The organism is Vreelandella alkaliphila, from assembly GCF_016107625.1.
Lineage (GTDB): Bacteria > Pseudomonadota > Gammaproteobacteria > Pseudomonadales > Halomonadaceae > Vreelandella > Vreelandella alkaliphila.
This window is the reverse complement of sequence record NZ_JABASV010000019.1, coordinates 1-14091: the sequence shown is the minus strand read 5'-3', so window position 1 is coordinate 14091 and position 14091 is coordinate 1. Positions and strand designations below refer to the sequence as shown.

The 14091-nt window shown below is 51.5% G+C and carries 13 protein-coding genes and 3 tRNA genes; 4 read left to right on the top strand and 12 right to left on the bottom strand.

What is annotated here, in order from left to right; translation table 11 throughout:
- Positions 1-92 precede the first annotated feature (92 nt).
- The 3 genes from JFC11_RS18120 (at position 93) to JFC11_RS18110 (ending at position 4890) form a co-directional block, all read left to right on the top strand.
- Positions 93-1391 (top strand): M20/M25/M40 family metallo-hydrolase, encoded by a 1299-nt coding sequence (locus JFC11_RS18120; RefSeq protein ID WP_038482630.1) that lies wholly within the window; start codon positions 93-95, stop codon positions 1389-1391.
- 926 nt (positions 1392-2317) lie between these two features.
- Positions 2318-3115, top strand: a complete 798-nt coding sequence (locus tag JFC11_RS18115; RefSeq protein WP_038482627.1) for a MipA/OmpV family protein — start codon at positions 2318-2320, stop codon at positions 3113-3115.
- 116 nt (positions 3116-3231) lie between these two features.
- Positions 3232-4890, top strand: a complete 1659-nt coding sequence (locus tag JFC11_RS18110) for an alpha/beta hydrolase (protein ID WP_198350207.1) — start codon at positions 3232-3234, stop codon at positions 4888-4890.
- Positions 4891-5019: 129 nt separating this feature from the next.
- Here the strand turns inward: JFC11_RS18110 and JFC11_RS18105 are convergent, their stop codons facing one another.
- Together JFC11_RS18105 and JFC11_RS18100 are read right to left on the bottom strand one after the other, a co-directional pair.
- Positions 5020-5706 carry a type 1 glutamine amidotransferase domain-containing protein gene (locus JFC11_RS18105; protein WP_038482621.1) on the bottom strand — a complete coding sequence of 229 codons (687 nt, stop codon included), beginning with the start codon at positions 5704-5706 and terminating at the stop codon, positions 5020-5022.
- A 108-nt stretch (positions 5707-5814) separates the two neighbouring features.
- Positions 5815-6552, bottom strand: a complete 738-nt coding sequence (locus tag JFC11_RS18100) for a MauE/DoxX family redox-associated membrane protein (RefSeq protein WP_198350206.1) — start codon at positions 6550-6552, stop codon at positions 5815-5817.
- Positions 6553-6710: 158 nt separating this feature from the next.
- Between JFC11_RS18100 and JFC11_RS18095 the strand changes: the two genes are divergently transcribed.
- Complete coding sequence (locus JFC11_RS18095) at positions 6711-7496, top strand: CLCA_X family protein (RefSeq protein WP_198350205.1); 786 nt, start codon at positions 6711-6713, stop codon at positions 7494-7496.
- Between the two features lie 366 nt (positions 7497-7862).
- Here JFC11_RS18095 and JFC11_RS18090 read toward each other — a convergent pair whose 3' ends face one another.
- From JFC11_RS18090 to JFC11_RS18045, 10 genes are all read right to left on the bottom strand, one after another.
- A complete protein-coding gene (locus JFC11_RS18090; RefSeq protein ID WP_095602325.1) occupies positions 7863-8258 on the bottom strand; it encodes a hypothetical protein in 396 nt (131 codons plus the stop codon).
- 94 nt (positions 8259-8352) lie between these two features.
- Complete coding sequence (locus JFC11_RS18085; RefSeq protein WP_198350204.1) at positions 8353-9225, bottom strand: DUF6236 family protein; 873 nt, start codon at positions 9223-9225, stop codon at positions 8353-8355.
- A gap of 479 nt (positions 9226-9704) precedes the next feature.
- Positions 9705-9792: transfer RNA gene (locus tag JFC11_RS18080), tRNA-Ser, on the bottom strand.
- A gap of 93 nt (positions 9793-9885) precedes the next feature.
- Positions 9886-10404, bottom strand: a complete 519-nt coding sequence (locus tag JFC11_RS18075) for a YiiD C-terminal domain-containing protein (protein ID WP_095602338.1) — start codon at positions 10402-10404, stop codon at positions 9886-9888.
- Positions 10405-10409: 5 nt separating this feature from the next.
- Entirely contained in the window at positions 10410-10970 is a 561-nt protein-coding gene (locus JFC11_RS18070) for a nitroreductase family protein (protein WP_095602339.1), read from the bottom strand.
- Positions 10971-11017: 47 nt separating this feature from the next.
- Positions 11018-11851 (bottom strand): NADPH-dependent 7-cyano-7-deazaguanine reductase QueF, encoded by an 834-nt coding sequence (queF, locus tag JFC11_RS18065; protein ID WP_095602340.1) that lies wholly within the window; start codon positions 11849-11851, stop codon positions 11018-11020.
- Between the two features lie 57 nt (positions 11852-11908).
- Positions 11909-12682, bottom strand: a complete 774-nt coding sequence (locus tag JFC11_RS18060; RefSeq protein WP_095602341.1) for an ABC transporter permease — start codon at positions 12680-12682, stop codon at positions 11909-11911.
- Positions 12679-13641: an ABC transporter ATP-binding protein gene (locus tag JFC11_RS18055; protein ID WP_198350203.1), complete on the bottom strand. Its 963-nt coding sequence runs from the start codon at positions 13639-13641 to the stop codon at positions 12679-12681. Before JFC11_RS18055 ends, JFC11_RS18060 begins: the two co-directional genes overlap by 4 nt.
- Before the next feature lie 267 nt (positions 13642-13908).
- A tRNA-Gly gene (locus tag JFC11_RS18050) sits at positions 13909-13983 on the bottom strand.
- Positions 13984-14015: 32 nt separating this feature from the next.
- Positions 14016-14091, bottom strand: a tRNA-Glu gene (locus JFC11_RS18045).

The window sequence follows — 14091 nt, the reverse complement described above, 5'->3', positions numbered from 1 at the left end:
TTGTCTCACTAGGCGAACCAGCCATGCGCATCTGAAGCAAGAATCTGGCAGACTAGTTAGTGATAAACACCCCCCAATGGAGAGAGCTTAATATGAGCGACAGCGCCAAACCCTGGACGCAACCCATGCCCGACGCGCAATTCAACATCATGCGCGACATTCTTGCCGCCCCTAGCCCAGTAGGCCTGGAAGGCGCAATGACCTACGGCGTACTGAAGCCTTACTTCGAAAGCTTCGCGCCCAGCGGCTGGCATCTGCATCAGTTTAAAGGCAATGCTGGCGTGGTACTGGATACCCATCCTGGCCGCGATGACATGTTCAAAGTGATGATCATCGGCCATGCAGACAAAATCCGCATGCAGGTTCGCTCGATTGGCGAAGACGGCAAGATCTGGATCAACACTGACTCCTTCTTGCCTACCGTACTTATCGGCCACGAAGTGAAGCTATTCAGCGAGGATCCTGACGCCCCCGGCAGCTACCGCTGCATCCAAGGCGGTACAGTAGAAGCCCTGGGCGCTATTCACTTTTCTGATCCTGCACAGCGCGATGGCAGCAAAGGTATCAAAAAAGAGCAGATCTACCTGGACCTGCAAATCCATGGCGAAAATAAAAAGCAGCAAGTGCTGAATTTAGGCGTTCGCCCGGGTGATTCGATTATTTTCGACCGCCCCATTCGCCCTGGTTTTAGCCCGAACACCTTCTACGGCGCTTACCTGGATAATGGCCTGGGCTGCTTTGTTACCGCAGAAGTGGCAAAGTTAATCGCAGAAGCTGGCGGCACCGAAAACGTACGCGTGCTGTTTGCCATTGCCAGCTACGAAGAAATTGGCCGTTTTGGCAGCCGCGTATTGGCTGGCGAACTAAAGCCAGACGCGCTGATTGGCGTAGACGTTAACCACGACTACGTAGCTGCTCCTGGTATTGGCGACAAACGCATGCAGCCGCTAGAGATGGGCAAAGGCTTCACCATGGCGGTAGGTTCTATTGCCAGCGAACAGCTCAACCGCATTATCGCCAGCGCCGCCAAAGAGCAGGATATCCCCCTGCAGCGTGACATCGTGGGCGTGGATACGGGTACTGACGGCATGGCAGGCGTGCTGGCCTCTATTGATAGCGCAGCTACCTCAATCGGCTTCCCGATCCGCAACATGCACACTATTTCCGAAACCGGCAACACCCAGGATGTACTCGCAGCAATTCACGCGCTGACCCACACCTTAAAAGCACTGGATGCCCTACCCGATCTTCAGCGGGAATTCCTGGACAACCACCCACGGCTTGACCAAGCCAGCCCGCTTAGCCATCAGGGTAGCGACAAGCCTGACAGTGACAAGTCTGATAATGATGAAGATAAAAAAGCCTCAAAGCCCAAAAAAGCGAAAAAGTAGCAAAGAGCTACTGAAGAACGAGTGTAGTTAGGCACTCGCATAAAAAAACCCCGGCCATTCCTGGCCGGGGTAGTGGTATTTCCTCCGTAATCCTTCTTCACGAACATCCTGTCCATGCATCCCTGGTTTAACAAGCTTTCCTGCTTGGTCGTTATCCCTAACACCTTTCCCTGTGTTGTTACTCACCTTGAACCTCATATATGTCAAAAACATTAACCTGGGATATCAAAACATGAATTTTTTACTACCCGCTCATAAATAGATAGCTGCTTACATAAATGGCGAACTAGCCGTTTGCTGTTTATACTTTTTAAGCATCGTCACGGATGCATTTCTACACGGACGTTACCACGACTGAGCCCATTAACTCCCTTGCGGTAGGAGGTCAGCGTGAGACATATTATGATCAGCCCGACTGTATACGGCGTGGATATTATTTGCCGTCATTGCGGCAACGCGGAATCCTCGACAACGTCGTACCTAAAACGATTTCGCCTTGAGGGCACCGGCAAAGACAGCGCGACACTACGCTGCATGAATTGCCAAACGGCGGTATCCACACCAATGAGCAAACTCAGCGCACTGTTTTATCATCACGCTTGTTAGTCAGCAGTGCCGTTTGCCCATAAAAAAACCCCGACCATCGCACTGGCCGGGGTTTTATCAGGTCCTCCTTGAGCTTCCTTCACGAACCTCCTGTTCATGCGTCCTTGTGCACCACAAGCACTCCCTGCTTGCACTTCCCTGTAGCGCCATCCCTGCGCTATGTGCACACAGTGCGCCCTATAGCTGTTGAATTATCTAACCTAAGCTATGAAACAAGAAATAGTTTCAATTCATGAACCACACAGGCCTCTAGAGAGCTTGCAGTCGCTTGAATCAAAAACATACAATCACGCACGTTTGAATAATTAAAAGGACACCTCGTGACGACTTTCGTTTCTCGCGCGACTCAAAGCGCTTCTAAATATAAGTGTTTTACCCCCTGGTTAGCGGCTGCTTTTAGCATCGCATTAACCGCTCCCGCATTGGGAGACAGCTGGGAAGGCAGTATCGGCGCAGGCGTGACCTACTCACCTGACTACCTAGGCAGCGACGACTATGACACACGAGCGTGGCCTGTCCTTAACCTGACATACGGCGATCAGCTCTCAATCAACGTGCGCAACGGTATTGAGTGGCACGCTGTCCGTAACGGTAACTGGACCGCTTCGCCGTTCATTGGCTACACCTTTGGGCGAGACAATAAGGGCGATATCAGCCAGTTTGAAAAAGTCGATGCAGGGGCCACGTTAGGTTTGCGGGTTAGCTATCAACAAGGGTTCTGGCGTTATAGCGTTGCAGGCAGCACGCCGGTAAGCGGCGACGTTGAAGGCGCAAAGTTTTCAGCCAATGCTGCTTTGCGTATGCCGGTTAGTGAACGGACACTTTTCACGCTAACGCCCAGCGTTACCTATTCAAACGAGAAATGGACCGAGTCGCTGTTTGGCGTATCAATGCAAGACAGCGCACGTAGCGGCGTGGCTGCCTATGCCCCAGACGGCGGTTACTGGCGAATGGGGGTGAATGCTAGCCTCAGCTACTTCCTGACGCCTGAATGGACAGCCACTGGCTTCGTCGGCACAACCCACCTAACTGGCAGTGCTGCCGACAGCCCAATCGTTAATGAGCTAGGCAGCAACTGGCAAGCCCTCACCGGAGTATCGCTAAGTTATCGTTTTTAAAGCTATAACTTCTAAAGTCGGCGGTTTTTAAAATCGGTCGTTATTGATACTGGCAGTTGACACTATCTTTATTATATAAGACTTTAATGCATCGTTTCATAACTCGAGAGCAAGCAATGGATAATAGCGCCAAGCGACTAGGGAAGGTCTTAAGCCTTAACCGCCTTTCGGGAACAGGGTTAGTGCTAGCAACGTTATTTTTTGCCCTCTCGTTAACTCCAAGCTTAGTTCCTCGTCCGCTGGTGGCCCAAGGGATTGTTTCCGGGCTTAGCTTTACAGCAGGTTATGCCCTTGGCGTGATTAGTCATATGCTTTGGCGCTACCTGCACTTGCCAGAGCCAAATCCCACATTAAAACGCTACCTGAAATGGCTAGCGGCGCTAGTCTGTTTAAGCATCTCAATTATTTTTCTTTGGCGTGCTGCTGAGTGGCAGGACAGTATTCGCGAGCTAATGGGCATGACTCCTGCTGAAGGCACTCGCCCGCTCTCTATTGCACTCATTGCACTGGGCATCTTCGCGTTTCTGAGTATTATTGGTTTGCTGTTCAAGCGCACCTTCAAACTGCTTTCTCACAAACTCGCCCATATACTCCCCCGCCGCACTGCCTATGTATTGGGAACGGTCGCTTCTTTCGCACTATTTTGGATGGTCATTGAAGGCGTACTTTTTACCTATGCATTGAAAGTGGCTGACCGTTCCTATCAAGAAATGGATGAAATATTCCAGGATGACCTCGACCCACCTGACGACCCTATGAAACCAGGTAGCGCCGATTCATTGATTAGCTGGGAAGCGCTAGGTAGCCGAGGCAGGCGTTTTGTGACTAATGGCCCAACCGGTGCTGAAATCAGTGAGTTTCTAGGCGAACAAGCCCTGGAGCCGGTCCGCGTCTATGTAGGCCTCAATGCTGCCGACACGCCTATTGAGCGAGCCCAACTTGCCCTTGAAGAACTGATTCGCGTAGGTGGTTTTGAACGCTCTACGCTGGTGCTAGCCACGCCCACCGGCCGCGGCTGGATAGATCCCGGCTCTCAAGACCCCGTGGAATACCTTCACCGAGGTGACATTGCAACAGTAGCAGCACAATACTCCTACCTCCCCAGCCATCTATCGCTAATTTCCGAAGCGGAGTACGGCGTCGAAAATGCTCGCGCACTGTTCACTACCATCTACGAGTACTGGTCTGCGATGCCCCGCGATCAACGCCCCAAACTATACCTATTCGGGCTAAGTTTAGGCGCACTTAATTCAGATCTCTCCTTTGATTTATACGACATCATCAATGACCCCTTCCACGGCGCACTGTGGGCCGGCCCTCCCTTTCGCAGCGATACATGGCGCAATGTTACCGCCGACCGCGATCCAGGTAGCCCTGCATGGCTACCCACCTTCCATAATGGCAACGTGGTCCGCTTCATGAACCAATACCAAGGGTTGGATGAAGCCACAGGCAAGTGGGGAAATTTTCGTATTGCTTATCTACAATACGGCAGCGACCCCATTACTTTTTTTGAACCAGAAGCTTTCTGGCGCGAACCCGATTGGATGCGTGATCCGCGTGCCCCCGATGTTTCACCGCAATTACGCTGGTACCCAGTCGTGACCATGCTGCAGTTGCTAGCCGACTTAGCCACCAGCAGCGCCCCATCAGGCTTTGGGCATGAAATTGCAGCTAAACACTATATTGATGCCTGGGTAGCACTATCCGAACCTCCCGGCTGGAATGAACAAGCGCTCCAACGTCTACGTGATCGCTTTACTCAACGCCACTAAACACAAATGCATGCACTCCTACTTGTTAACTGCGCACGCCCATATTGACGTATAGCTTTTCATAGTCGCACATAAAAACGGCGGGCATTATGCCCGCCGTCATAGTTTCTGATGCTAAAAAAGAACTACTTAACGGGCCAGCCATGCCATCAGTGCTTCGGCGGTAGCCGAAGAAGAAGGCGGATTTTGGCCAGTAATTAGCTGGCCGTCTTCGCGCACATACGGCGTAAAGTCGTCTGCTTTGCTATAAATACCGCCACACTGTTGCAACGCGTCTTCCACCAAATGTGGAACGATATCCGTTAGACCAACCGCATCTTCTTCGCCATTGGTGAAACCTGTCACTTGGCGCCCTTTTACCAGCGGTTCACCACTGCTGCTTTTTGCATTAATCAACACGATAGGCGCATGGCAAACCGATGCCACTGGCTTGCCCTGGGCAATAAAATTTTCGATCAATTGGATAGAATCTTTATCATCAACCAAGTCCCACAGCGGACCATGGCCACCTGGGTAGAACACAGCATCGAAATCATCAGCACTCATATCGCTAAGGCGGTGCGTTGCCGCTAGCGCCGCATTCGCTTCATCATCTTGCTTAAAGCGCCGCGTTTCATCGGTTTGACTATCGTCTGCGTCACTTTTCGGATCAAGTGGCGGCTGCCCGCCGTTTGGCGAGGCCAGCGTTACGTCTGCACCTGCATCTTTAAAGACATAGTACGGCGCTGCTAGCTCTTCTAACCAAAAGCCAGTTTTTTCGCCGGTGTCTCCTAACTGATCATGTGATGTCAGCACCACCAAAATACGCTTGCTCATCTAATGACTCCTAAGTGTGAAGCGTGCGATAGCATCTTGCGTTACTTACTCTACCTTGGGGCGTGTTTTCTGGGTTACAAGGCGTATGACCTTTTCTACTCACTTGCGTTACAGCAGACTCTTCAGCGGCATCCATAACCCCATGGCGATCATGACAAGGTTTTCCGTCAACGAAATAAAGCCCAGCGGCACATTGCTATTACCGCCCGCACAGGCACATTTCAGTTCTCGCTTATCGATATACACCGCCTTAATCACCGACACAGCACCCACCGTACCAATGAACAGCGCCAGCGGTGCTGCCAGCCATATCAATGCCCCCGCCAACATCAATATACCCGCAAAGGTTTCCGCATAAGGGTAAACATACCCATAGGGGACATAGCGCTTAGCCAGCAAATCGTAATTTAGAAACATGGTGCTGAAGCTTTCCACGTCTTGAAGCTTCTGCAACCCAAGCAGCACCATGGCGGTAGCCACTGCATATTCAGGTAATCGCGCAGTCAATAGCGCCCCATGGGCCAGCCAACTAACCGCCAAACCGATCAACAGCGCCGTGATAAAAATGGCGATCACTGGCCGATAAGACGTTTCCTGAGCACTCGGCACGCTTAAGCCCAAATACTCGCGCACCTCTTCATAGCCACCGATGCGCTTATCATCAATATAGGTTTGCGGCGTCGTATCGACCTGCTCTTTCGCTTTAAATGCATCGATTTCGTCGCGGGATGTTAACGGGTGGTCATGCACCTCGTAGCCCTTACGCTGCAGCAATGAAACGGTTTTCAAACCAAAGGGGCACTGGTGCGCATCCGTTTTCATGCGATAAACATGTGCCGTTGCCATACTCCCTCCCTGATGTGGAACACAGTGCAGCCAATCATTCGCTGCCTAGGTATAAGGGTAGACACCTTAGCCGGTCTTGCCTAACAGCCTTTGGCGCTGACTCGCTACCTTCGATAAGATAGCTCAGTGAACTTCTTTTTTAGGTTAGCGAGCACGCCGTGAGCATTGAAGCACGAGAGTTTTACCGCCAAGGGCCAATGCACCGCCCGGAACGTGCCAGCAGCTTTGCGCTGATCCGTCGCCAGTTCGATTTTCGCTCAATTGAAATAGGCCGCTGGGTGACCACCGCCGAGCGCGACCGCGCCGCCGAGCTTTTCCACGATGCGCTGTGCGACTTAATGCTGATACTGCACGGCAATGAAGCGCTGATTTCACTACGTGGCTCGTTAGCCCTACAGTACGGCAGCGGTGGTAGACCCGGCGTTTCTGCCCATTACGACCCCAGCCAGCGCAGCTTTTCGCTCGCTAAGAATGCGGGGCCTGGCAGCATTGCCCACGAATGGTTTCACGCCTTCGATCACTACATTGCCCAGAAGTGTTTTAACAACGTGCCGACTAGCACCTTCGCTTCGGCGGCATGGCTAGCAGATGCAGCCCCGATTAACCACCCGCTCAACCAGCGCCTACTCGCCTGCTTCCACGCTATTCTGCTTCACCCCGACGGCCAGCAGCCCAGCGCGCTTTTCAACCACTCGGCCGCCATGGATAAAGCTCACGGTCAGCTCTATTACAGCAAACCAGAAGAGCTATGCGCCCGAGCCTTTGAAGCCTTCGTGCAAGATTCCACCATCAAAAACCACTTCCTGGTGAAAGGCACCAAAACCTCCCCCGAGGCAGAACGCGGCCTTTATCCACAAGGCGAGCAGCGCGAACGCATCAATGCGCTGTTCAGGGTGTATTTTGGCAGTTTGGGGAAAGCACTCAATAAAGAGAGCTCTTCATAAAACGCGGGATGTGCGAAACACGCCAATGACGACTACGCTTCAATGACATTCATATCTCAAAGGAAGAGAAAAATGCCATCTACCACTACCATTGTCGTTATCGTTGTTGTGATCGTCGCCGTCGCAGGGATAGGTTTCAGCGGCATATTTCCCTTTTAAAGGAAACTGACACCAGCCTCGCCGTGGCCACCTCATCGCCGAGTGCGAGGTGATTGAGGGGCTGCGGTGGGTGAGCGAAGCTATTTATACCTAACGGCCAAAAGCGCATATTCCATGAGCACTGACTTAACGCCTGCAGCATGCGCACCCTTGGAGTGGAGCCGAAGGCGCAATGGAAAGGGTGTCGCCGTGCCTGCGATTGTTAGATTATTGTTCAGCGATCAGCTCTCTAAACTTCCGCTCCATCGTTTCAAGATCAATTCCCTTTTCCTCTACAACCTGACGCGACCAACGAATCTTATCCAGCCAGTACTGAGATTTATCGAGCATTTCAGGTTGAATGCTCTCGATAGACTTCCTGCTGCGAATCGCAGCAATTGCCCACAACTCGGACAACCGATATTCGGTATCCCGATCATAGGCATCTGGCAAAGAATCAACATATCTCCTTGTTTCGCTGAGTGCAGATAGAACAGCCTCCAATGCCTCTCTTCGGTCCTTCTCCTGTTGGGCTTTCATTTGCGCCAAGAAATGCCTTTCTCTTTGAAAGGTTCCCAACAATTTCTGTAGTGGGCTGACAAACCCCATCAAAACGTCTGCCATAGTCTGTCCTTCTCTCCCTTAGATCTAACGCTCGCAACACTGGGCAATTTGGAGCGCAGCGGAAAATTGATCCGAGTGCTTGCGCTTGTTAGCACTAGTTTGCGATGTCTTCATTTTTGATTGAGCTTATATACGACAGCTCCAACTGCTTCCCTTGGGGGCTTTCCAGTTGGTTAGAAATTGACACCTCAAATTTGAGGCTTGAAACCAGTGCATGAGCTGTGCCTACGAAAATGCCTGCGAGTGGATTTGAAAATGCAGCTCCAACCAGACCAGCGGTAACTGCCCCATTTGTCACCGAACCATAGTTCAGATCAAGCGAAACTTTTCGACTTGCTAACAATCTGTCACCCCAGCTTTGCTTCGCAACTTTGTCCAAATCGCTTATTGCTTGTTCCAAACGTTGAATTTGAACTATTTTTGAGCGAGGAATATCAGCAGATTTTGATATTTCCACATACAACTCATCTAAAGTTGTGCGCAATGCAATTAGTTCATCAGTTCTTTTTAACTTAAATTCCAACAGTCTATCTAAAGGGACATCTGACTTTGGCACTGGTAGACAACGGGTTAATTCAAAGTCAGCTGTAATCAAATCTTTAGACATAGAAGCAGGTACAATTAGTTGGTCGCCACTCTGATGGATAGCCCATTGTCCTGGGTTTTGATTGGTGAGATTAGCTGAAACTTCAGCGAGTCCTTGGAAATGCATGTTCGCAAGATCGCTTCCATTGAAAGTACCGTTCAGATTCATTCTGGCGGTTTCTTTCCTGACAATTCCTGCTCCTTCTAACAATTGCAAATCATCAGACAAACCCGTTCCAAAAATATTGCTATCGGTTACAACCACCTTATCCCAATATAGAGCGTAGTAGCGGCATTTCTCAGGTGGTATGCCGCCTCTCATAGAAAGCGAGTCACCCTCGCTAACAATCTCCATTGCTGGAGTAATTATCCCTCTTTCCATATTTACTCCGAATTTAAGTCATGAGTGCTAACAGTTTATTCATGCGCATGCGTGTTTTTCTGGCGACAGCCAAGCCCACACCCAACCCTTAACACATTGAAATTTATAAAAACAACGTACGCAATTTAGCAATGAAGGCTGCTAGAAAAATGCGCATGCGCGTTAACACTGTCGCCAGCCTTTTAAAAATTGCATATAAACATAAGCCCTTCAAAAATAATCTACTGTTTTGTATGACCTTATAAGCAGCTCTTCTAGAAAAATGAGCATTTATATTACAAGCCCTCTCCAGAAAAACGCGCATAGTGGGTAAAACACTCCAACTACTCACCATTCTTAAGATGACAATAGCGAGGCACCCTACACTTGTCACGTTGTATGGGCAAAAAAACTAACGTAGCGCAAACTGCATGTGGATAACTTAAATGGCAGGCACGAAAAAGCCCGCTGATTGCTCAGCGGGCTTTTTCTATATTCTGTGGCGGAGAGGGAGGGATTCGAACCCTCGAAGCCTTTCGACTTACACACTTTCCAGGCGTGCTCCTTCGACCACTCGGACACCTCTCCACTTTTTTGCTCGGTTGTTAAGGCGTTGCCTTTCCCAACAGAACGGCGCATATTCTATGGTCTAAGGCCCAAAATAGCAAGCCTTTTAAAGATTTAAGCAACAGGCAGCACAGCGTAGCGCCCGTTGGCTTCCAGACAGAGCGTGTCGCCACAATAGAGCTGCTGAGTGAGTGCAATGCTGCCCCTACCCCGCGCGTTAAGCTTTTCCGCTAGCTGTTCAGGGCCTTGGGAGTCGCTGGGAGTGCAAATGATGCGGTAGTCGCTAGTAACTGGCGCAAGAAAGCGCTGGCTGGCTTCTGCCACTACCACATCTTGCGCCCGCCCTTGGGCACGCAGCCATAGCGTTACCCAACACCAGCCCTGTAGCGTGGTTTGCGCCGTTAGCGCACCACCGAAGCCTGTGCCTTTGTCGTTTAGGTTGGGGCTAAGCGCTAGCTGCCACATCAACGCCCCGCCCTCTCGGGCGGTGCTTTGGGTCATGCCTTGAATTCCCAGCGTGCCCACCATGGGAATTGCTTCCCCTAGCCACCGCTGAAAGGCGGCAAGGTCTTCCTGGGTTTCAGGGAGTGGCAAACGGGGGTAAGGCACTCCTGGTTGACGTGGCTGTCTCATGACCGTTAATCCCAACGCTCTACAAAGTCTTCCACATTGTGCTGAGGTAGCGGTTTATGGCGACCCGCTAGGCTACCCAGATAGATAAACGCGACCACTTCGTCATTTTCGTCTAGCGATAGGCCTTTACGCACCACGGGATCAAAGGCGTACTTACCGCTGCGCCACATGGCACCTAACCCTTGCGCGTGGGCGGCCAGTAGAATGCCGTGGGCGGCGCATCCGGCGGAAATCACCTGCTCCATTTTCGGCACGCCCGGAATATCTGGGGTGACCTTGGCAATCACGGCAATGATCATCGGCGCACGTAGCGGTTTTTTTCGTGCGGAATTTAGCGTGTCATCGCTGGCACTGGGGTCTTCTTGAAACTCTGCTTCTGCAAACAGCTCACCAAGGCGCTCGCGCCCTTCGCCGACAAATTCGATAAACCGCCAGGGGCGCAGCTCTTTATGGTCTGGGGCGCGCAGCGCAGCTTGGTAGATAGCGCTGAGCTGGTCGGCACTGGGCGCAGGCTCGGTGAGTTTCCCCATAGAACTACGTTCGTGAAGCAGCGTGAGTGCGTCCATTATGACTCCCCTTTTATTGATCGTTGAGCGCTAGGTTAGCGCCGTTGTTACTGCCTTGCTAGGCGCAATGGGCTGGGCGGCGTTAATCCTGGAGTTGCTCGCCATGGGCTGATATCAAGCCCGCCGCGGCGAACATAGCGGGCCAGCACCAGTAGCTCTTCAGGCTTAGCCAGTTGCATCAGGTCAGTAAAAATATGCTCGACACAGTGCTCGTGAAAGTCCTGGTGCTGACGATAACCGATTAGGTAGCGTAGCAGCCCTTCACGGTCGATTTTAGGGCCTTTATAGCGAATTAATACGCTACCCCAATCGGGTTGGCCAGTCACAGGGCAGTTAGATTTAAGTAGATGGGAATGCAGTGTCTCTTCAACAATCTCTTCGCTGACGGCCAAATGCGCTGCACTGGGCGTGTAATCGCTGATGTCGATATCCAGGTCATCCAGGCATTCGCCCGGCAAGCGCTGGGGGGCAAGCTCAGCGTCGTCTACCGCTAATAGCTCTACGCTAACGGCAGCACCCGCCGCCGCGGCTAGGTCGCGAACAAGCACACGTTGCACCGCGTCTCGGCTTTCAAAGTGCGTTTGATTTAGGCTATTGAGATAGAGCTTCCAGGATTTGGATTCGATCAGGTTGGGTGAATCCGCAGGCAGGCGAAAACGGGCAACCGCCACGATGGGTTTACCACGGTTATTCAACCAGGAAACTTCAAACGCGTGCCACTCATCTTCCCCCACAAACGGCAGCTTATTGTCTTCAATGCCCAATGGGGCACGGTTAGCAGCACGGGGAATAGGATACAACAGCCCAGCGTCATAATGCTCAGGGTAAGCGGAATCGCGCCCTAAGGGCGCGTGTTCTAAAGTATCGGGGCGATGTGCCATGACGGGTTGCTCTCTTGATTAGTAGCGTGCTTTTTCCTACTGGGCGTTATCACACGCTTAACTGCGAATACCTTTGCCGCGCTCTAGCATGGTGAGTGCCACCATAAACAGCACAACGATAAAGGCAAAGATAGCGGCCAGCGCCCAGACGACCGGAATGTCAGAAACGCCTAAAAAGCCGTAGCGGAAAACGTTCACCATATACAGTATTGGGTTGAGCATGGAGACGCTCTGCCAGAAATCGGGCAGCATCGAAATCGAGTAAAACACGCCGCCTAAATACGTCAGCGGGGTCAAAATAAACGTCGGCACGATGGAGATATCATCGAATTTATTGGCCAACAGCGCGTTAATAAAACCGCCGATGGAAAACAGCGCCGAGGTCAGCACAACGACCAGCACCGTGAGCAGTGGATGCTCGACAGTTAAACGGGTAAAGAACAGCGACACCAGCGTAACAATTAACCCCACCCCCAAGCCACGGGCCATACCACCCAAAATAAAGCCGGATAAGATCACCCAGTTAGGCATGGGAGAGACCATCATCTCTTCAATAGAGCGCTGAAACTTATTGGAAAAAAAGCTAGAGGCCACGTTGGAGTAGCTGTTGGTGATCACCGACATCATAATCAGCCCTGGCACAATGAAGTCCATGTAGCTGAAGCCGTCCATATCGCCAATGCGCGAACCAATTAAGTTACCGAAGATGATGAAGTACATCGCCATGGTGATTGATGGCGGCAGCAAGGTTTGCGGCCAAATCCGCGTAAAGCGTTTGATCTCTTTAAGCACTAAGGTCCACAGCGCAATGAGGGTCTGCGTTGCATTCATGCCCGCGCCTCCTGCTGCTTGCGTTGATCAATCGCTTGCTGGCTACTTTCCACCATGGAAACAAACATCTCCTCTAAGCGGTTGGCGCGGTTGCGCATGGAAACCACGTTTAGCCCCTGCTCGCTTAAGGCACTGAACACATCGTTAAGCTGCTGACCACGATGAATCACTAACGCCAGTTGGGAAGGCTCGATCTGCTGAATTTCAAATCCTTCAATGACGGGCGCTTGCTCAACCGGGGCGGACAAGTCGAGCAGGAAGGTTTCAGTGTTCAGCTCGGTCAGTAGTTCACGCACACTGGTGTTACGCACGATTTCGCCTTGATTGATAATGGCGATATTGCGGCACAGGCTCTCGGCCTCTTCGAGATAGTGTGTCGTGAGAATAATGGTAGTGCCCTCATCGCGGTTAATACGCCGCATGTATTCCCACATACTGCGGCGCAGCTCGATGTCGACACCCGCTGTTGGCTCATCAAGAATCAGTAGCTTTGGGCGATGCATCAGCGCACGGGCAATCATCAAACGACGCTTCATACCGCCAGAAAGCATACGCGCACTGCCGTTGCGTTTGTCCCATAGCCCAAGGTCCGTAAGCAGTTGCTTAGCACGGGGCAACGCCTCTTTACGGGTCATTCCGTAATAACCCGCCTGGGCCAGAATGATATCAATGACCTTTTCAAACTGATTAAAATTGAATTCCTGGGGCACCACGCCAAGCTGGTATTTGGCTTTCGCGAAGTCTTTATCAATATCGATGCCAAAAATCGACACCTTACCGGCGGACTTCTGCACCAACGAGCAGACCACCCCCAGGGTGGTCGACTTACCCGCGCCGTTGGGTCCTAACAAAGCAAAAAAATCGCCCTGTTGGACGTCTAAATCAATACCTTTTAACGCTTGAAAGCCGTTGCCATACACTTTTGTGAGGCCACGGATAGACAATGCCGGTTCGGCCATGAATATGTCCTGTCAGCAAATGGGGAGCACAAGAAAAACAAGTTAGACGAGACGATATCGGGGCATCCGTATGTTTTTTCAAGTCGCTCGAAAGACAGCCACGCAAAAATATCGCCAATTGATGTGCGATACGGTGTTCAAAAAAACACAGGAAAACAAGCAATAAAGGGGGGATAAAAAGAGAGTATTTGCTTGGAGCGGGAAAAGAGATTCAACCGGGCTGGCGCTCCAGCTCTCGACCCTTGGCACCTATGTAGAGCCGTTGTATGGAGCGGGAAAAGAGATTCGAACTCTCGACCCTCGCCTTGGCAAGGCGATGCTCTACCACTGAGCTATTCCCGCGTACAACAAACAGTGCTACGAAAAGTGCGAGATGGCGTCCCATAGGGGGTTCGAACCCCTGTTACCGCCGTGAAAGGGCGGTGTCCTAGACCACTAGACGAATGGGAC